Below are 19740 nucleotides of genomic sequence, written 5' to 3' on the forward strand. Positions count from 1 at the left end.
GGATTCGTGTCCTGGTTTGAAGAAGTGAGGCGCATCATGCCCTCCCATCCGGGAGCCGGTGACACCGTGGATTGGGATGCCATCGAGGCCAGTTGGGGCACGCGCTTCCCCAGTGATTACAAAGAGTTTGTGGCCGAATATGGCGAAGGTGCCATCGATGATTACTTGGGGCTGATGGTGCCTGAGACCCACGTTGATCCTGGCGGCGAGTCCTCCTATTTGGGCATGCAACATGAATCAGAGAACGCTGAGGACGTGTGGCGGGCTGCCAAGCCAGGGGTAGCGGAGATTCCGCGTCTCATTGCCTGGGGAGTGGATTCCAGCGCTGACATTCTGTGCTGGCTGGCCACTGACACCAATCCTGACAAGTGGCCCGTAGTGGTGTGGAGCCGGGGCGACGCGCTATGGACCGAGTACGCGTGCGGCATGATGGAATTCTTGTGCCGCTTGTTCCGTGCGGAATTTGACGAGTGTCCGCTGGGTGATGTCGCGCTCTGGGGGGTCGGTTCCGCCCGCTTCCTGCATAAGGAGGAGGAGCAGCGACTCCGAAAGTCCGGAATCTCTCCGTGGACCGGTGAACCCGATCCGTATGCCGGCATGTTCGGTGATTGAGCACGGCTGAATGGAACGGCAGCTGTAGATAGGTCCCCAACTTGACCAGACGCCCGAGTCAGAGCAACGAGTGAGTGGAACGACGCAAGTGAGCGAAGAGAGATCCCACATGCAGAGACGCCGTATTCTTCGGGCGGCGGTGCCGTGGGCTGCTGTAAGCCTGGCTGGGCTGTGCTTGTTGGGATGTTCAGCTGTCGGCGCTATCGGTGCCGACGAGCCGACAGCGGGGGAGCAATCGCCTACGAACTCTGTTTCCGTGTCGGCGAGTCCGTCGGGCGGTGTTGCGTCGTCGGGCTCTGCTGCGAGTCGCTCGGCGACCGCATCGCCCACGCCCTCACCGTCGAAGACGTCACCATCGAAGATGTCGACTCCGCGGGCGACGAAGGGTTCGTCGACGCACGTGGGCAGTGGCTCTGGCAAGGCGAGCGGTTCCGGTGCGGCTGGGAGCGGGGCAGGCGGGTCAGGTTCCGTTCCGCAGAACCCCAATCGTGGCTCGAATCCTCCGCCCGCGCCGCCTCGTCCGTCCCCCACTCCGGAGTGGACTTCGGCGCAATGGCAGCCCGGCGATCCGGTCGAGACAGGGGTGCCGGGTTCGGGGGGATGAGGACCTGAGTTCGTTCGCTTGAAGTCGGGCCACGTCCTCGTTGGACGAGCTGCGGCCCCAGCTTTCTATGGCCAATGACCGACATCGGCTGTGCCGCCCCGCAGGTGACTCGCAGGAAGGCCGAACGCGCGTGCCCGCCAGACCGTCCGAAGGGCTAGATCCGGTTCGGGACAGGGTGAAGGGGATGGGAAGCCGCCCGATCCCGGCAGCTTCATATCCGACGAGGAATGGGGGAAGTTCGTTCAGGACAGCGGACACGGGGTGCTTGCGTCCGCCGCGAAGGAGCGGTTCGCGCAGGCTCGTATGGTCAAGGAGCGGCTGCGGCAGCAGGAGTCTCGAGAGCTGCCCGAGGGGGGCGTCCGGGCTGGCCTCGTGGGAGACGAACGGGAGGGCGACCCGGAGCAAGCGACGGCTGTGGGCGATCCTTTTGGCACCGGGGAAGCGGGGGCAGCGGTAAACGCGTCACGGCTCCCTGCGGAGACCCCCGTTGATTCTCGGACCGCACCCGTCTCGTTCAAACTGACCGCAAGCGGTGTGTGACCGGTCGGATAAGCAGGACACTCCTTCAGCTAGCTGGTTCCCAACTCCGTCTACAGCCCAGAGGAAGGCTGGAAGAACGTTGGTACCGTCACGGACGGTACCAACGGCAGGGCCGTGCCCACCGGTTCGATTCCCTGAAGCCCCGGAGCCACGAAATGACGCAGCGTATCGACCTTCTCGCCCAGTTGATGCCGCCCCACCCGGGTGCCGGGGACACCGTCGTCTGGGACTCGGTGGAACGGAGCTGGGGAACACGTTTCCCTGGCGACTACAAGGAGTTCATCACCCGCTATGGAGCGGGGGCCATCAGTGACTACCTGGTTCTCATTCCGCCGGAGTCCAGGGCCGAGGAAGGGGCAGAGCCTACCTTCCAGGGGATGGAGGAGGAGACCCTCAACGCCCTGGAGTTCTGGAGGGCCAAGGCTCCGGGAGAGGCCGACCGTGATCGGGTGATCGTCTCGGGTCCGCCGGTGCAGGTCCACATCTGCAGTTTCAACGAGTTGTTGGTGTCGTTGTCGAGGCAGGCCCGCGTGTCCGTGATGTTGATCCCGGTGATGCCCGCGGCCTGTGCGGGTCCACCAGTCAGGGCGGCGATGGTGTCGTGGCTGGAGGAGATCGAGCGGCGGGAGGCGGCTGCTCGGGCCGAAATCAGTGAACTTTGCTCGTGGCTGGAGGAGCTGGCTGGTCGTGTTGCCGAGCGGGAGGCTGGTCTGTCCCGACTGGAGATCACTCGGGACACGATGCCGGAGATCCTGTCCGGCGAGGTGACGGTGCCTGTGGACGAGGCCGAGGGGAAGCTTCACCGGACGCGGGTGGACACGGTAGCCGTTTCATCATCTCGGGCCCCCCAGGCCATAGCTGACGCCTTTGCTCCCCGGCCTGCTCTCGCACGAATCCGCCGTCGCAAACCACCGGTAACAGCGGCTGTGGGCAGGGTCGAGGGCTGCCGCCCTCGACCCTGCCGAACGTTCGTACGCTGCTGTGTATTTGAGCTTGTACTTCACTCTGCGCTTGAGCTCCCCCCAGACACAGCAGTGCCTTCCACCATTCACACGCTCTCAACACCCGTAGTCACTTGAGTGACAAGACAGGGTGCTGGCAGCGGTGACCCTGCCGCTATCCGTTGGACAGTGCCACGGGAATGGTGGTCCATCCGGCCACGCCGGTCAGCGCGAGATCCGTGCGGCCGTCATTGTTGAAATCGCCGCTGACGACGTTCGCCCCGACCCCTTGGGCCCAGCCCGCGAACGAGGGCGAACTCGAGTTGGTGACCGTGAATGAACCGTCACCATTGGACAGTGCCACGGGAATGGTGGTCCATCCGGCTACGCCGGTCAGCGCGAGATCCGTGCGGCCGTCATTGTTGAAATCGCCGCTGGTGACGTTCGCCCCGACCCCTTGGGCCCAGCCCGCGAACGAGGGCGAACTCGAGTTGGTGACCGTGAATGAACCGTCACTCGCGGCGCTGGACAGCGGCCCAGACTGCGCGCTCACGCCGGCTGACGCAGCGATCAGGCTGACGCCGGCCATGGCCAGCACGACGCTGAGCGCACCTAATCTCCTTCTGATCTTCATGTCTCCCAAGCTCCTTTGGATCTGACTGGTCCTCGGCCGACGCCCGAGTGATGAATGTGCACATCGGCCACACCCGGCAGCGACTTGTGCTCGCGCTGTCGGTCACCAGGAACTCTGCGCCGATCGGGTCGGCCCGTCAGGCGTGGAAATACCCCACTGTGGACTCAGGCTTGATCGCGTCGTGCGCTGTACCACGCGGCGATCTGGGCGCGGGACCGGAACCCCAGCCGCAGAAGGATCCGTTCGATGTGCCCCTCGGCCGAGCGCTCATCGATTCCCAGGCGCGTCGCGATCTCGCGGTTCGTGCACCCCTGGCTCACCAGGTCAGCCACCTCGTGCTGGCGCGCCGTCAACCCGTCGGTACGGCGCCGGGGGACGGACAGTCCGAGGAAGCGGCGGATGACGCGCACCAGCTCGTCGCGGTCACCCGCGTACGGCAGGTGCGATCGGCCCTGCAGCCGCACCAGCTGGGCACCGTTGATGCCGGCGGTGAGGGCTTCGGCCTGCGCGACGGGTGCCGCGCGGTCGCCGGTGCGATGCACCACCAGCGTCGGCGCCTGCACCTGGCCGAGGCGGTCGGTGACGTCGATCTCGTAGCTCAACGCGAGCAGCGCCCGGGCGGTCGCGGCGTTCGAGCAGGCGCGCTGGTAGCGGCCGAACTCCGCCCGCGTCGTGGGATCGAGGTCAGGGGCGAAAATGTCGGTCAACACGTCCGATCCCAGCCCCCAGTGCGACTCGACCAGCCCGAGCACATGATCACGAACACCTGGCGCGGACAGGTCGGCGCCGCGCACCCAGCCGCCGTACAGCACCAGGCGCCGAACGGTGCCGGGATGAGCCGCCGCCCACGCCACGGCCACCGGAGCCCCCATCGACGTGCCTATCAGATCGAACGGTTCACCCAGCCATGACGCGATCGCCGCCAGATGCTCCAGCTCGAATGCTAACGACGCCGGGCGATCCACGGTCGGCGACAATCCGCATCCGGAACGGTCATAGCGCACAAGCCGGCAACCCCGAGCCAGCTCCTCGTAAAGCGCCCGCTCGGCCGGCAGCTCCCAACTCAGCTGCAGGTGCGATAGCCAACCCATCACGTAGACCAATGGCCGACCCGCACCGACCGAGGCGCACGCTACTTTGGCGCCACCGGAGGACACCACCCAACCGAGCCGCTGCTGCACCATGCGATTGTCGCTCATTCTCCGCCCGCGCCACCAGCCTCAGTGGGCTCGTCAGATGGCCTGGTGTGCGTAGGCGTCGGGAGGCTCGGGCAGGTTTGGGGCGGGAGTCCACCGACAAGGTCGTCCGTCAGCGGGCGACTTCCCGGTTCGTCAGCACCAGCAGGGCCCGCACGAGCGCAGTCGCCCACCTGGGATCCGTGCGGACCTTGCCCACGGACCCCTACGACCGAAGTAAAGGCATCCCCGTTCAAGAGGGCTGCGGCGTGGTGTCTCGCGTGTGACCTTGCGCGCGACCTGCGCAACCTGGTTTGGAACCGGCTCGGAGTCCGACTATCGGCCAGGATGAGCCGGAAGCCCCCTCAAGCCGTCTATCAGCGTTCGCAAGCCGACCAGGGTCGTTGTGAGGACTACCTCCGGCTCGTCGCTCTCCCGGAGGTGGAGCGTGCCCGTGGGGTCGGCGGCGATGTTGACGCAGTTCGAGCCGTCGCCGCTGTAGGACGACTTCTGCCAGTGGAGGGGCTGCATGGCTGGTCCTTTCACAGGTCCTGTATGCGGTGGTGGATGAAGTCGCGTGACGCGGTGGCGTCCAAGGCACAGGACTCCATGCGATCCAGTACGGCTCGGTATTTGTCCAACTGGGCTTCGGCGTCGAGGAATTCGCAGGCACCGTGGTGTGAGTCCAGCTGGACCGTGTCGAGTTGGGGGAGCGGTCCTTCCACGAAGTCGAAGGACTGGCCCGTGGTCGGGAAGTCGTCCGTGTCGAAGGGGATGACTCGGATGGCGATATGGGGCAGTTCCGTCATGTCGAGCAGGTGTTTCAGTTGGCCTCGGGTGACCACCGGGCCGCCGAAGCCCATGCGCAGTGCCGCCTCGTGAATGATCGCCGTGTACGGGGGCGGGTTTTCCTTGTGCAGGACACCCTGTCGCTTCATGCGGTGGGTCAGGCGATGTTCGATCTCGTACTGCTGCATGGGTGGGACCACGGCCTGGAACAGGGCTCGGGCGTGGTCGGTGGTCTGGAGCAGTGCCGGGATGTGAAAGAGGAGTGCCACGCGAAGCGCGGTGGCGTGGTGCTCCAGCTCGGCCAGGTCGACGAGTGCGACGGGTACGTGTTCGCGGTACTCCTCCCACCAGCCGCGAGTGCGCCGGCCGGTCATGGCGGCCAGGGCGTCGACGAGCCGCTCGTCGGGGCAGTCGTAGGCGTGGGCCATGGAGCGGATGCGGTCGGCGCTCACTGGCGTGCGCCCCGTCTCGACCATGCTGACGCGTGCTTGGTTGACGCCGAGCAGTTGGGCGGCGGTGGTGGTAGTGAGCCCGGCGCGCTCACGGAGTTTACGCAGCTCCGAGCCCAGCCTCCGCTGGCGGAGCGTGGGGCTGTTGGTGGGCGGCACGGAGTCTCCTTCTTGGCCGCAACGCGGCACTCCGGTCCCTCACAGGAGTGAAGGTTGGAGGTTTACAGGTAATTTAGTTAGAGCTATCTAACCATCTGCTCTACGGTGGTCACGTACCCGCTCAACACCCCGCACCCCTAAGCCGGAAGCGCACCGCCAGGCAATGCCACCGCTCGGCGCGGTCGTGAGCGAGTCGTCCAAGTCCCCTTCCTCTGCCCCTCCCTCTCTTCCTCCCGGAGGTCGTCATGGTCACCGTAGCCCCGCCCGACACCTGGACGTACGCCCTCCGGCTGCCGCATGACCCCAGAGCCGCACGGGTCGCACGTATGACCGTGCGGGCGGCACTCGTGGGGCACGGGATGCGTGAAGTGCTCGACGTCGTCGAGTTGTTGACGTCCGAGATGGTGGCCAACGTCTACCGGCACACCGACGGGCCCGCCTCGCTCCGGCTCACCGCCCCGGGGGACGGTCGGCTCAGGGTCGGTGTCTGGGACGGTCATCCGTACATCCCCGCGCCCTTCGCCGAGCCTCCTGGGGATCGTCTCGCGTCCGTCCCGGTCGATGGTGAGGGTGGGCGGGGGTTGTATCTGGTCCAGGAGTACGCGGACTGGTGGGGTGGCTGGCCGCTGGGTCGCGGGGGCGGGAAGTTGTTGTGGTTCGAGGTGGGTGCGCGGCGAGGGATGGCCTGAGGCTGGCGGGCCGTGCACCCGCCCGAGGTGTGGTACATCGTGGTACGGTCTCGGTATGTTCGCAGACGAGAATCAGCCCGAGGTCGTACCGCTCCGGGCGCTCAACCAGCCGAGCAAGATCGCCGAGCAGGTCGAGGCGGGGGCGACGCTGATCGTCACCAGGAACGGTCGGCCGATCATGGGAATCGTCCCGATAGACCGTCTGGACGAGCCTGTCCATCAGTTCCGTACCGACCCCATGGGGGAACTGGACATCCCCGATCTCGATCTTCCCGTCGTCACGGACGAGGAGATCAACACCGCTCTGCGCGGCATGGGGGGCGACCTCGATGAGTAGCGTGCCCGTCGCCATCGCCGACACCAACGGCCTCTATCGCATCCTGGCGAAGAAGGATCCGCGTCACGCCGAGCACACGGCCGCACTCGCCCGTATCGGGCACTTGGTGGTCTCGCCCCTGGTCCTCGCGGAGCTGGACTACTTCCTCTGCGAAAGGAGCGGGAGTCGTGCGGCCGGCATCGCCCTTGACTTCATCGCGAAGCAAGCAGACCTTCGGCGCTTCGAGATCCCCGACGTGGGTCCCCACTTCCGGACTGCCGTCAGTGTGGCGGAGGGCTACCGCGACCTTGACGGGGGCAAGGGCGTGGGGCTGACAGATGCCATGAACGCGGCCCTCGCGGCTGCCTACCGGACCGACGCGGTTTTCACCACGGACAAGCATTTCCGTGTCATCCGTCCCCTGACTCGGCACGACGCGTTCCGCCTGCTGCCCGAAGATCTCTGACGACATCTCTGACGACGACGGGTTCTCGGCAAGGTGGCGCGAAGGCTCCCACCGCAGGTGCGGGAGCCGTGGCGTCGTCGGTCAGCCGCTCCCCGCTACGACTTGTCGCTCTCGCTCAACCCCCGCAACACCACCCCGCACCGCCGGGCGTACGCCTGCTGCATGGCTCGGGTCGCAGGGCCGCCGGCCCTTGCGTACCACTTTGCGCCGCGGCTGAACGCGGACACCGTCAGCCAGACCGTGCCGTCGCCGGTGCGGTCGACGACGAAGGCCTCCTCGCCGCGCTCGGGGTGGCCGGGGAGGGTGCCGTACGCCCAGCCGGCCCGTCGGTGTTCGTCCACCGTCCAGACCACTCGGCAGGGGGCTTTTATGAGGCCGGCCAGGGTGACCGTGACGTCGACGTCCGGGGCCGCCCGGTCCGCGCTCGCGTCGATGCCCACCCCCAGCGCGCGGTGCATCTCCCAGGTCAGGACGGCTTCGGCGGCGCGGCGGAAGACGTCGTGGCCCTCGCCGAGGCGGGTGCGCACATGGAGGGCGTGGAAGCCGGGCGGGCAGAAGCCGGGTCGGTCGCGGGTCGCGCCGACGTCGTCGTACGTGAAGGCCTTGGCAGACATGGGAGCCAAGAGTAGGGCGGCACCCGGGGATGCCTTCGTCCCGGGTGCCGCCCTGCCTCTCAACTACAACAGAGTCAGCTGACGTTGACGGCGGACCAGGCCGCCGCGACCGCCTTGTACTCGGTGCTGGAGGTGCCGCCGTACAGGGCGGAGGCCGCCGACAGGGTGCCGGTGCGGGCCGCCTTGTAGTTCGTCGTCGACGTGAAGTACGTCGTCAGCGCCTTGTACCAGATCTGCAGCGCCTTGTCGCGGCCGATGCCGGTGACCGTGGAGCTGTTGGACGTGGGCGAGTTGTAGGTCACGCCGTTGATCGTCTTGGAGCCGCTGCCCTCCGAGAGGAGGTAGAAGAAGTGGTTCGCGACGCCCGACGAGTAGTGCACGTCGAGGTTGCCGACCGACGAGGACCAGTAGTTGGCGGAGCCGCCGTCCTTGCTGGGCTGGTCCATGTAGCGCAGCGGGGTGCCGTCGCCGTTGATGTCGATCTTCTCGCCGATGAGGTAGTCGCCGACGTCCTTGGAGTTGTTGGCGTAGAACTCCACGCCGGTGCCGAAGATGTCGGAGGTCGCCTCGTTGAGGCCGCCGGACTCGCCCGAGTAGTTCAGGCCCGCGGTGTTGGAGGTGACGCCGTGGCTCATCTCGTGGCCGGCCACGTCCAGCGAGGTCAGCGGGTGGGTGTTGCCGTCGCCGTCGCCGTACGTCATGCAGAAGCAGCTGTCGTCCCAGAACGCGTTGACGTACGCGTTGCCGTAGTGGACGCGGGAGTAGGCGGCCACGCCGTTGTTCTTGATGCCGCTGCGGCCGAACGTGGACTTGTAGAAGTCCCACGTGGTCTGCGCGCCGTAGGCGGCGTCGACGGCGGCGGTCTGGTCCGTGGTGGAGCTGGAGGCCGCGCCGGTGCCCCAGGTGTCGTCCGCGTCGGTGAACAGGGTGCCCGCGGAGGAGGACGTGCCGTGCGCCTTGTTGTACGTCTTGTGGCTGCCGCGGGTGCCGTCCGTCAGCTGGTACGTCGAGCCCGACAGGGTCGTGCCCAGGGTGACCGTGCCCGAGTAGAGGCTCTTGCCGGTGCCGGTCTCGATGCCCTGGTACTCGTAGAGCTTCTTGCCGGTGGCCGCGTCGGTGATGACGTGCAGCTCGCTCGGGGTGCCGTCGTCCTGGAGGCCGCCGACGACCGTCTCGTAGGCGAGGACGGGCGTGCCGTTGCCGGCCCAGACGACCTTGCGGGGGGTCTGGTCTGCGGCGGTGGCCTCGGAGCCGGCGGCCTTGGCCGCGGTCAGCGCCTGGGTCTCGGCCTTGGCGGAGGTGACCTTCGGGGTGAGCGTGGCGACCTTGATGGTCGCCGAGTTGGCCTTGGTGACGCCCTTGGCGCCACCGGTCGCGGACTCGTGGACGACGAGGTCGCCGCCGAGGACCGGCAGGCCCGCGTAGGTGCGCTCGTAGCGCGTGTGGACGGTGCCGTCGGCGTCCTTCACGACGTCCTTGACGACGAGCTTCTCCTGCGCGCCGAGGCCTATTCGCTCGGCGGTCTCGGGCGCGTCCGCCTGCTCCTGCGCGATCAGCGTGGTGCGGGCGGCGGGCGACAGCTGGATCGGCGCGCCGAGCGGGACCGACGTGCCGCTGGACTCCGCGGGAGTCTGGGCGGCGGCGGTACCGGTGGTCAGGCCGGTGGTGACGAGCGCTCCGGCCGCGACGGCGGTGGCGATGGCCAGAGTGGTGCGCTTGTGACGCGCGTAGAGGGAGGTCACACAAGCTCCTTGAAATGTGGGGGGTCCGAACGGCGTGGGGCTGCTGTCCGTGACGGCTGTGAAGTTGTGCGGCGGGTGTGAGGAAGCCTCGCATCAGGTCGCGTACATGTCAGGACCCCAAAGTGATGTTGGCTGAAAATAGACGTCTGAATGAACATTGCTGGAATGTAAACGGAGTTGACCTGTGTAAAGGGCCAACAGGCCGTAGGTAAGGGGCCGGCAAAAAGGGGACGCCGTCCCGGAGGGGAAGAACCTCCGGGACGGCGTCCCCGTACGGCTGTCCGTGCGAGCGCGTGCTGCCTACGGGAAGGTGAGGCTCCAGCCGTTGATGCGGCCGGTGTCCTGGGCCGCGTTGTCCTGGACCCGCAACTGCCAGACGCCGTTGGCGACTTCGGAGGAGGCGTTCACCGTGTACGTGGTGTTGATGTCGTCCGTGCTGCCACCGGTGCTGTACGCCTTCAGCGTGTACGCCGTGCCGTCGGGCGCGACCAGCTGCACCTGAAGGTCGCCGATGTAGGTGTGGGTGATGTCGACCGCCACCGGGAGGCTCGACGGCGCGTTGCCCGTCCGTCCGGAGACGGTGATCGACGAGGTGACCGCCGCCCCGTTGTCCGGAATCGATACGTCGGCGGTGTTCTCGAACACCGTGCCGCCGCCCCCGCCGCCGGGCCGCGAGCCGACCGCGATGGCCGCCCACGCGTTCTGCACCGCCGTGTACTCGGCGCTCGTCGTGCCGTACAGCTCACCCGCCGCCGCGAGGGTGCCGGTGCGGGCGCCCGCGTAGTTGGTCGTCGACGTGAACTTCGTGGTCAGCGCGCGGAACCAGATCTTCTCCGCCTTGTCGCGGCCGATGCCGGTGACCGGCAGACCGTCCGAGGTGGCCGAGTTGTAGGTGACACCGTTGATGGTCTTGGTGCCGCTGCCCTCGCTCAGCAGGTAGAAGAAGTGGTTCGCGGGGCCCGAGGAGTAGTGCACGTCGATCGAGCCGATGCCGGAGTACCAGCTGTCCTTGGACGAGCCGTCCTTGCTGGGCTTGTCCATGTAGCGCAGCGGCGTGCCGTCGCCGTTGATGTTGATCTCCTCGCCGATGAGGTAGTCACCGACGTCGGAGGAGTTGTTGGCGTAGAACTCGACGGTCGAGCCGAAGATGTCGGAGGTCGCCTCGTTCAGACCGCCGGACTCGCCGCTGTAGTTGAGACCCGCGGTGTTGGAGGTGAGCCCGTGGGTCATCTCGTGCGCGGCCACGTCGATCGACGTCAGCGGGTTGGCGTTGCCCGAGCCGTCGCCGTACGTCATGCAGAAGCAGCTGTCGGACCAGAACGCGTTGACGTAGCTGCTGCCGTAGTGGACGCGGGAGTACGCGCCGACGCCGTCGCCGCGGATGCCCGACCGGCCGTGCACGTTCTTGTAGTAGTCCCAGGTCAGCTGGGCGCCGTAGTGGGCGTCGGCGGCGGCCGACTCCAGGTTCGACGCGGCGCCGTTGCCCCAGATGTCGTCGGCGCCGGAGAACAGCGTGCCGGTGCCGGACGTGCCGCGGTTGAGGTTGTACGTCTTGTGGCCGCCGCGCGCGCCGTCGGTGAGGTTGTACGTCGACCCGGACTGGGTGGTGGTCAGCGCGACCTGGCCGCTGTACACCGTGTTGCCGGTGCCGGTCTCGATCGCCTCCCACTCGTACAGCTTCGCGCCCGTGGTGGCGTCGGTGACGACGTGCAGCTCCTGCGGGGTGCCGTCGTGCTGGAACCCGCCGACGACCGTCTCGTACGCCACGGTCGGCGTGCCGCTCGCAGCCCAGATCACCTTGCGCGGCGCCCGGTTGACGTCGGGGCTCTTGGCGTCCTCCGCCTTCGCCGCGGACAGCGCCTGCGCCTCGGCCTTGGCGGTGGGCACGGCGGCCACGGTGGTGGCCGGCGCGATCTTCGCGCCGGTGGCCTTGACGACGGCCTCGGTCGCGTCGGCCTTCGTGGACTCGACGACCAGGTCGCCGCCGAGTACGGGCAGCCCGTCGTAGGTGCGCTCGTAGCGGGTGTGGACGGTGCCGTCGCCGTCCTTCAGGACGTCCCGGACGACCAGCTTCTCCTTGGCGCCCAGGCCGAGCTCCTTGGCGGTCGCCGTCTTGTCGGCGTCGGCCGCGCGTATCAGCTCGGCGCGCTGGGCGGGGGTGAGCTGGACCGACTCGGCGCCCGGGAGGACCCGGCCCGCGGTCGACGGCGCCTGCACCGGGGCGGCGGTCGCGGCGCCGGACTGCACGGCGGCGGCGATGAGCGCGGAGACGCCCACGAGGGCGACGGCCGCGGCGCGACGGGTGGGGGTGTGGGGGGTGCGTCTGTGAGAGGAACTGCTGCTCAACACTGACTCCTTCTGCGCGGCCGCGGATCACGCGGCCAGGGGGAGACCCGACGGCGGGTGGGCCGTACGGGCACGACAAAGGCGGTACGCAGAACAAAGGCGGTACGTGGAGCGGCCCCCCGCCGCAGCCGGGGGCTGTGGGGTTGCTGTGAACCAGCAGTGGGAAGAGTGGCAGTGGATTGCGCTGTCTGTCAGGACCGCGTCAGAGATTTGGCCGGAAACGGTCCGTTGTCCGGGAGTTCATGTTCGATATACGGACCAAAGGGGTCAGCGGTCGTCGGCGGGCGTTCCGTGCCAGGTCCGCCACAGCGCCGCGTACGCGCCGTCCCCCGTCACCAGCGCCTCGTGCGTGCCGAGTTCGGTGAGCAGGCCGTCCTCCATCACCGCGACCCGGTCCGCGTCGTGGGCGGTGTGCAGCCGGTGGGCGATCGCGATGACCGTACGGCCCCGCAGCACGGCCGCCAGGGCGCGTTCGGTGTGCCGGGCGGTCGTCGGGTCCAGCAGGGCCGTCGCCTCGTCCAGGATCAGCGTGTGCGGGTCCGCCAGCACCACCCGGGCCAGGGCGAGTTGCTGGGCCTGCGAGCCGTCCGTGCGGCAACCGTCCCCGCCCAGCACGGCGTCGAGGCCGCCGGGCAGCTCCCGCACCCAGTCCGCGGCGCCCACCGCGGCCAGCGCCGCCCACAACGCCTCGTCGTCCGCGGCCGGTTCGGCGATCAGCAGGTTGTCGCGGACCGTGCCGAGGAAGACATGATGCTCCTGGGTGACCAGCACGACCTGCCGGCGCAGCGTCTCGGGCGCGAGGTCCGCGACCGGCACCCCGCCCACCGTCACCGTGCCCGCGCTCGGCGCGTCCACCCCCGCCAGCAGCCTGCTCAGCGTGGTCTTGCCCGCGCCGGACGGGCCGACGACCGCGAGCCGCTCCCCGGGCCGCACCGTCAGATCGACCCCGCGCAGCACCTCGCCGCCCCGCTCGTAGGCGTACCGCACGCCGGTCACGTCGATCCGGTCGTCCGCCGGGACGGGAGACGCCTCGGACACCGCCCGCGGCGCCTGCGCCAGCCCCTCGACCCGGGCGAACGAGGCACTGCTGGACTGGAGTTGCTCGACGCGGATCAGGATCTCGTCGAGCGGCTCGGTGAGCTGCCGCAGATACAGCGCCGACGCCACCACCGCCCCGAGGCTCACCATGCCCCGCCCGTGCAACACACCGCCGAGCAGCAGCACGCCCGCCACCGGCAACGAGTACGACACCTCGACGACCGGGAAGAACACCGTCCGCAGATAGAGCGTGTGGAAGCGGGTGCGGCGGGCCGTCGCCAGCGCGTCCCGGCTCGCCGTCGTCCGTCGCTCCGCCAACCGGAACGCGTCGACGGTCCGGGCCCCGGCGGCGGTCGAGGCGAGCGACTCGGCTACCTCCGAGTCCGCCGCGCTCTGGTCGAGATAGGCCGAGCGGGCCCGGCGCAGATACCAGCGCAGCGCGCACCAGATCGGGGTCAGCCCCAGCACCCCGACCGCGCCGAGCAGCGGGTCGACCACGAACACCGCGGCGAGCGTGAACAGCGCCTGCACGCTGCAGACCAGCAGCTCCGGCCCGGCGTCGCGCAGGGTCGTGCCGACGGCCGCCACATCCGCGGTGCCACGCGTGGTCAGATCGCCGGTGCCGGCCCGCTCCACGACCGACGCGGGCAGCGCCAGCGCCCGGTCGACGTACTCCTCCCGCACCCGGGCCAGCGTCCGCTCCCCGAACCGGTGCCCCGCGTAGCGCGCCCAGCGGATCAGCAGCAGCTGGGCGAGCGCGCACAGGGCGATCGCCGCGGCCAGCCGGTCCACCGTCCCGATCCCGCGCCCGGCGCGCACCTCGTCGATGATCCGGCCCAGCAGCCAGGGCCCGGCCAGCCCCGAGGCGGCGGCCAGCACGTTGAGCAGCAGCACCCCGACCACCGCTCGTCCGTCGGCCCGCACCAGTCTGCCCGCGGCCCGCCGCACCTCGGCAGGCCCGGCGACGGGCAGCCGCCTTCCGTCGGCCGTCACCGTACGACCTCCTCGGCGTCCTCGGCGTCCTCGGCGTCCTCGGCGTCCCGTGCCACCAATGCCCGGTAGCCCGGCTCCCGTTCCAGCAGCTCGCGATGGCGTCCGGTGGCCGCGAGCTTCCCGTCGACCAGGTAGAGCACCGTGTCCGCCTGGTCGAGGACGAGCGGGGACGTCGTCGTGACGACCGTGGTCCGGCCCGAGCGGGCCGCCCGCAGCCGCTCGGCCACCGCCGCCTCCGTGTGCGCGTCCAGCGCCGACGTCGGCTCCACGGCCAGCAGCACCTCCGGGTCGGCGAGCAGCGCCCGCACCAGCCGGACCCGCTGCCGCTGGCCGCCGGACAGACTGCGGCCCTGCGCGGTCACCGGCGCCTCGAGCCCGTCCGCGAGCCCCTGCACGATGTCGTCGGCGGCCGCCGCCCGCACCGCCGCCCGCAGTCGCTCCGGGCCGGGGTCGCCGCGTCCGCCCACCACCTCGCGCAGCGGCCCGGCGAACAGGTCGGCCTCGTTGTCCGCGACCAGGATCCTGGCCCGCACCTGGGCGAGCGGGATCGCGTCGAGCCGGACCCCGCCCCAGGAGACGTCCGTCGGGCCCAGCCGTCCGAGCCGGTCCACCAGGGCCGTCAGCTCGGGGGCGCGCGCCCCGACCAGCGCGGTCAGCCGGCCCGGCCGTACCCGCACACCCGAGCCCGGGTCGTGCAGCACCGCGGCCTCGGCCGGTGCCTCGGCCGTCCCGGTGTCCGGATCGGGTTCGAGCCGCAGCAGCCGTACGACCCGGTCGGCGGCGACGACGCCCCGGCTGAGCTCGTAGCCCATGTCGACGAGGAACGCCACCGGGCCCACCAGCACGGCCACATAGCCGTACACCGACACCAACTCGCCGACCGTCAGCTTCCCCTGGACGGCCTCCCGGACCGCGAGCCAGGTCACCGCCGCGAGGAACAGCCTCGGCAGCCCCACCCCCAGCGACTGGAGCCAGCTGGCCGACGAGCCCACCCGGTAGCCCTGCTCCCGCAGCCGCCCCGAGTCCCGCCGGAACCCGTCCGCGAACAGGCTCTTCCCGCCCAGCCCGTTGAGCACCCGCAGCCCGCCCGCGAGATCCCCGATCCGCGCCGTGAGCATCCCCTGCCGGTCCCGGTACTCGCTCTCCGCCCCGCGCAGCCGCGCCATCAGCGGCCCGACGAGCACGGCGACGAGCGGCATCCCGAGCAGGACGACGGCCGCCAGCAGCGGCGAGACGGCCAGCAGCAGCCCGGCGACGAACACGTACACGACGACCGAGCCCACGCCGGGCCCGATCACCGTCAGCGCCTGCGCGATGGTGTGCACGTCGCCCACGCCGATGGTGACGACCTCCCCGGCGCCCGTCCGGCGCGGCAGCGCGTCCCCCAGCCGCACCGCCTGCCCTACGGTCACCTTGATCGTGCGGAAGTACGCGTCCATCCGCAGCCGTGTCATCGTGCGGTGCCGCATGATGCTCACCCAGGAGTTGGCCGCCCCGACGACCGTCAGCGCGGCCGTCCAGCCGACCAGCGCGGCCGTGTCACCGGGCTCCAGCCCCTCGTCCACCGCCTTCGACAGCAGATACGGCGCCATCGCCATCAGCACCATCCAGAGGCTGGCCAGCACCGCCCCGGCCACTCCCCGCCACGGCTGGCAGCGCACCAGCCAGGCCAGATAGGCCCAGCCGTTGCGGCAGTCCGGGACGCCGGGATCCCCCTGCACGTCGACCGCGGCGTCCCCCCGCCTCACGCGAGACTGTCCCGCCACGCCCGGTGCAGATCCGCGAACCGGCCGGTGCCCGCGATCAGCTCGGCCGGACTGCCGTCCTCGACGATCCGGCCGTGCTCCATCACGAGCACCCGGTCCGCGATCTCCACGGTCGACAGCCGGTGCGCGATCACCACCGCCGTACGGCCCTTCAGCACCGTCGTCATCGCCGCCTGCACGGCCCGCTCGCCGGGGACGTCCAGCGAGCTGGTCGCCTCGTCGAGGATCAGCACCGCCGGGTCGGCGAGCAACGCCCGGGCGAACGCGACCAGTTGCCGCTGGCCCGCGGAGATACGGCCGCCGCGCTTGCGCACGTCGGTGTCGTAGCCGTCGGGCAGGGCGCTGATGAACTCGTGCGCGCCGATGGCCTTCGCCGCGCGCTCGATCTCCTCCCGGCTCGCGTCCGGCCGGCCGATGGCGATGTTCTCGGCGACCGTGCCGGAGAACAGGAACGCCTCCTGCGTCACCATGACCACCCCGCGCCGCAGCTCGGGCACCGGCAGCTCGCGCAGATCGACGCCGGCCAGCAGCACCCGGCCCGCGGAGGGGTCGTAGAAGCGGGCGAGCAGCTTGGCCAGTGTGGACTTGCCGGCGCCGGTGGAGCCGACGACGGCGACCGTCTGTCCGGCGGGCAGCGTGAGATCGAAGCCGGGGAGGACCTCGCCGCCCGTGCGGTAGCCGAAGGAGACCCCGTCGAAGACGACCTCGCGGCCGGGCGACTCGCCCTCCAGCGGCGGGAGTTCGCGCGGCTTGGCCGGCTCCGGAACGGTGGGCGTCTGGGCCAGCAGCCCCGCGATCTTCTCCAGGGAGGCGGCCGCCGACTGGTAGGAGTTGAGGAACATGGCGAGCCGGTCGATCGGGTCGTACAGCCGCCGCAGATACAGCACCGCCGCCGCCAGCACGCCCAGCTCCAGCGTGCCGTCCGCCACCCGGGAGGCGCCCCACAGCACGATCCCCGCGACCGCCGTGTTGGCGACCAGCCGCGATCCGACGACATACCGGGCCATCTCCAGCAGCGCGTCGCCGTTCCTGCGTTCGTGCCGCCGGTTGAGGACCCGGAAGTCGGCGTCGTTGACGGCCTCGCGGCGGAACGCGCGCACCGGGCGGATGCCGTTCATCGTCTCCACGAACTTCACGATCACGGCCGCGATCGCGGTCGACCGCGCGGTGAACACCCGCCCGGCGCGCCGCCGGTAGACCCGGACGAGGAGGTACAGCGGCACGAAGGAGACCACGGCGACGGCGCCCAGGCCCAGGTCCAGCCAGAGCAGCATCGCGGAGATGAACGCGAAGGACAGCACGACCGTCACGAGCTCCTGCAGACCCTCGTTGAGGAGCTCGCGCAGGGCCTCCACGTCGTTGGTGGAGCGGGAGATGAGCCGGCCCGAGGTGTAGCGCTCGTGGAAGTCGATGCTGAGCGCCTGCGCATGGCGGAAGATCCGGCCGCGCAGATCGAGCAGCACGTCCTGGTTGACGCGGGCGGCGGCGACCAGGAACGCGTACTGCAGGGTGCCGGAGACCAGCGCGCACAGCAGATAGCCGGCGCCGGCCGCGATCAGCGGCCCGTGGTCGTCGGCCCGGAAGGCCGGTACGGCGCGGTCGATGGTGTACGCCACCAGCAGCGGGCCGGCCTGCACCGCCGCCTGCTGGAGCAGCAGCAGGACGGTGGTGAGCGCGACCCGGGCCTTCATGGGGGCGAGCAGGGAGCGCAGCAGCGTGCTCGTGGCACCGGGCGGCGTGGGCAGGACGTCCTTGTCGAAGGGGTCCTCGACGGCCGACGGACGCAGCTCCTCCGGTCGGTCTTCCGAGGCCGAGGCGGGGTCGGTGGAGGGGGAGGAGGTCGTGGGGGTGGTGGTCATCGGTCGTCCTCCTGGCGGCCGGTTCCGGACATGAGGTGGGCGTACTCGGGGTTGCCGCGCAGCAGTTCCTGGTGGGTGCCCACGGCGGTGATCCGGCCGCCGGACAGCAGAGCCACCCGGTCGGCGAGCAGCACGGTGGAGGGGCGGTGGGCGACGATCAGCGCGGTCGTGTCGGCGAGGACCTGGCGCAGCGCGGCCTCCACGGCGGCCTCGGTGTGCACGTCCAGCGCGGAGAGCGGGTCGTCGAGGACGAGGAACCGGGGCCGCCCGACCACGGCTCTGGCCAGCGCGAGGCGCTGCCGCTGGCCGCCGGAGAGGCTGAGCCCCTGCTCGCCGACCTGGGTGTCGGCGCCCTGCGGCAGGGCGTGCACGAAGTCGGCCTGGGCGACGGCGAGGGCCCGCTCCAGCTCGTCGCGGCCGGCGTCTTCCGCGTCGGTGCCCATCAGCACGTTCTCCCCGACGCTCGCCGAGAACAGGGTGGGCTCCTCGAAGGCGACGGCGACCTTCGAGCGCAGCTCGGAGCGGGACATCGCGGTGACGTCCGTGCCGTCGAGGGTGATCCGGCCCGAGGTCGCCTCGTGCAGCCGGGGGACGAGCGCGGTGAGCGTCGTCTTCCCGCTGCCGGTGGCCCCGACCAGGGCCATCGACTCACCCGGCCGGATGTGCAGGTCGACGCGGTCGAGGGTGGGCGGGGAGGTGGGATCGGCGTCCGGGTAGCGGAAGACGACGCCGTCGAACCGGAGTCCGGCGCCGGCCGTCGCGTCCGCCCCGACAACGCTGTCCCTGTCCCTGTCCCGTTCCCCGTTCTCGGCCTCCCGGTTCTCGGCTTCCTCGCTCTCGGCCTTCTCGCTCTCGGGCTCTTCGTCCATCACCTCGAAGTAGCGCTCGGTCGCCGTGGCCGCCTCCTGGCTCATCGCGAGCAGGAAGCCGATCGAGTCCACCGGCCAGCGCAGCGCGAGCGCCGTCGACAGGAAGGCGACCAGTGTGCCCGCGGACAGCTCCCCGTCCGCGACCTGCACCGCGCCCAGCACCAGCGCCGCCCCGATCGCGAGCTCCGGCAGCGTCACGATCACGGCCCAGATCGTGGCGAGGAGACGCGCCTTGGCCAGCTCCGTGCCGCGCAGGGACTTCGAGATCTCCCGGAAGGCCTGCGCCTGGCTGCGGTGCCGGCCGAAGCCCTTGATGATGCGGATCCCGAGGACGCTCTCCTCGACGACCGTCGTCAGATCGCCGACCTGGTCCTGCGCGCGCCGCGCCACGACCGCGTACCGGTGCTCGAAGACCACGCACATCACCATGACCGGGATCGCGGGCCCCAGGATCACCAGGCCGAGCGTCCAGTCCTGGAGCAGCATGATGATCACACCGATGACGATGGTCACGCTGTTGACCAGCAGGAACGTCAGCGGGAAGGCGAGGAACATACGCACCAGACCCAGATCCGCGGTCGCCCGGGACAGCAGCTGACCCGACGGCCAGCGGTCGTGGAACGCCACCGGCAGCCGCTGCAGCCGCCGGTACAGAGCGGCCCGCATCTCCGCCTCGACGTGCGACAGCGGGCGCGCCACCAGCCAGCGTCTCGCCCCGAACAGCAGGGCCTCGGCGAACCCGAGCAGCAGCAGACAGAGGGCGCCCAGCCACACCCCGGCGCGGTCCCGGTCGGCGACCGGCCCGTCCACCATCCACTTCAGGACGAGCGGGATCACCAGACCCGTACAGGAGGCGAGGACCGCGACGAAGGCGGCCGCGGACAGCCGCGCCCGCGCGGGGCGTACGTACGGCCACAGGCGCAGCAGTGTCCGCACCGCGGACCGGTCCTCGGTGTTCTCACGTGTCGTCGGCATCACGGGCGAGCCTACGGATCGGCACTGACATCGCCCACCGAGTTTTGGCCCGATCGGCATTCGACGTCGGACCTACGACCTGCGTTTTTCGCGGTGGTTCAGGGGCCGGCCACGACCGGTCGTAGCGCCGTGTCAACCGATCGGCGGATGCCCGTTCGAGCGAG

Annotated in this window: 16 protein-coding genes; 5 read left to right on the forward strand and 11 right to left on the reverse strand. The window is 69.9% G+C overall.

The features are described from left to right. Nucleotides 1-6 precede the first annotated feature (6 nt). Entirely contained in the window at nt 7-612 is a 606-nt protein-coding gene (locus ABZ725_RS50150; RefSeq protein ID WP_358809064.1) for an SMI1/KNR4 family protein, read from the forward strand. A 1299-nt stretch (nt 613-1911) separates the two neighbouring features. Then, nucleotides 1912-2835: a hypothetical protein gene (locus tag ABZ725_RS50155; RefSeq protein ID WP_358809065.1), complete on the forward strand. Its 924-nt coding sequence runs from the start codon at nt 1912-1914 to the stop codon at nt 2833-2835. Nucleotides 2836-2872: 37 nt separating this feature from the next. On the opposite strand, the gene ABZ725_RS50160 is transcribed toward ABZ725_RS50155, so the two are convergent. From ABZ725_RS50160 to ABZ725_RS50175, 4 genes are all read right to left on the reverse strand, one after another. Next, on the reverse strand, nt 2873-3331 hold the full coding sequence (locus tag ABZ725_RS50160; protein ID WP_358809066.1) for a VCBS repeat-containing protein: 459 nt from the start codon (nt 3329-3331) through the stop codon (nt 2873-2875). Between the two features lie 164 nt (nt 3332-3495). Further along, entirely contained in the window at nt 3496-4530 is a 1035-nt protein-coding gene (locus ABZ725_RS50165; RefSeq protein ID WP_358809067.1) for an alpha/beta fold hydrolase, read from the reverse strand. A gap of 312 nt (nt 4531-4842) precedes the next feature. Continuing rightward, complete coding sequence (locus tag ABZ725_RS50170) at nt 4843-5037, reverse strand: DUF397 domain-containing protein (RefSeq protein WP_358809068.1); 195 nt, start codon at nt 5035-5037, stop codon at nt 4843-4845. An 11-nt stretch (nt 5038-5048) separates the two neighbouring features. Then, the gene (locus tag ABZ725_RS50175) at nt 5049-5903 is read right to left on the reverse strand and encodes a helix-turn-helix transcriptional regulator (RefSeq protein WP_358809069.1); all 855 of its coding nucleotides are present in this window, start codon (nt 5901-5903) and stop codon (nt 5049-5051) included. A gap of 245 nt (nt 5904-6148) precedes the next feature. Between ABZ725_RS50175 and ABZ725_RS50180 the strand changes: the two genes are divergently transcribed. Genes ABZ725_RS50180 through ABZ725_RS50190 form a run of 3 tightly spaced genes read left to right on the forward strand, consistent with a single transcriptional unit; the run spans nt 6149 to nt 7374 of the window. Further along, entirely contained in the window at nt 6149-6592 is a 444-nt protein-coding gene (locus ABZ725_RS50180) for an ATP-binding protein (protein ID WP_358809070.1), read from the forward strand. A gap of 55 nt (nt 6593-6647) precedes the next feature. Next, nucleotides 6648-6929: a type II toxin-antitoxin system prevent-host-death family antitoxin gene (locus tag ABZ725_RS50185; protein WP_358809071.1), complete on the forward strand. Its 282-nt coding sequence runs from the start codon at nt 6648-6650 to the stop codon at nt 6927-6929. Beyond that, the gene (locus ABZ725_RS50190; RefSeq protein ID WP_358809072.1) at nt 6922-7374 is read left to right on the forward strand and encodes a PIN domain-containing protein; all 453 of its coding nucleotides are present in this window, start codon (nt 6922-6924) and stop codon (nt 7372-7374) included. The genes ABZ725_RS50185 and ABZ725_RS50190 overlap by 8 nt, the downstream gene beginning before the upstream one ends. Before the next feature lie 95 nt (nt 7375-7469). Here the strand turns inward: ABZ725_RS50190 and ABZ725_RS50195 are convergent, their stop codons facing one another. The 7 genes from ABZ725_RS50195 to ABZ725_RS50225 form a co-directional block, all read right to left on the reverse strand. Further along, nucleotides 7470-7988, reverse strand: a complete 519-nt coding sequence (locus tag ABZ725_RS50195; RefSeq protein ID WP_358809073.1) for a DUF1990 domain-containing protein — start codon at nt 7986-7988, stop codon at nt 7470-7472. Nucleotides 7989-8062: 74 nt separating this feature from the next. Next, complete coding sequence (locus ABZ725_RS50200) at nt 8063-9730, reverse strand: M4 family metallopeptidase (protein ID WP_358809074.1); 1668 nt, start codon at nt 9728-9730, stop codon at nt 8063-8065. A gap of 300 nt (nt 9731-10030) precedes the next feature. Then, nucleotides 10031-12076, reverse strand: coding sequence for a M4 family metallopeptidase (locus tag ABZ725_RS50205; protein WP_358809075.1), 2046 nt, complete (start codon nt 12074-12076; stop codon nt 10031-10033). Between the two features lie 267 nt (nt 12077-12343). Continuing rightward, on the reverse strand, nt 12344-14107 hold the full coding sequence (locus ABZ725_RS50210) for an ABC transporter ATP-binding protein (RefSeq protein WP_358809076.1): 1764 nt from the start codon (nt 14105-14107) through the stop codon (nt 12344-12346). After that, entirely contained in the window at nt 14104-15855 is a 1752-nt protein-coding gene (locus ABZ725_RS50215; RefSeq protein WP_358809077.1) for an ABC transporter ATP-binding protein, read from the reverse strand. The genes ABZ725_RS50210 and ABZ725_RS50215 overlap by 4 nt, the downstream gene beginning before the upstream one ends. Then, a complete protein-coding gene (locus ABZ725_RS50220) occupies nt 15852-17732 on the reverse strand; it encodes an ABC transporter ATP-binding protein (protein ID WP_358809078.1) in 1881 nt (626 codons plus the stop codon). The genes ABZ725_RS50215 and ABZ725_RS50220 overlap by 4 nt, the downstream gene beginning before the upstream one ends. After that, nucleotides 17729-19576, reverse strand: coding sequence for an ABC transporter ATP-binding protein (locus tag ABZ725_RS50225; protein ID WP_358809079.1), 1848 nt, complete (start codon nt 19574-19576; stop codon nt 17729-17731). The genes ABZ725_RS50220 and ABZ725_RS50225 overlap by 4 nt, the downstream gene beginning before the upstream one ends. Nucleotides 19577-19740 lie beyond the last annotated feature (164 nt).

Origin of the sequence: Streptomyces sp. NPDC006872, from assembly GCF_040635845.1 — a bacterium.
GTDB lineage: Bacteria > Actinomycetota > Actinomycetes > Streptomycetales > Streptomycetaceae > Streptomyces.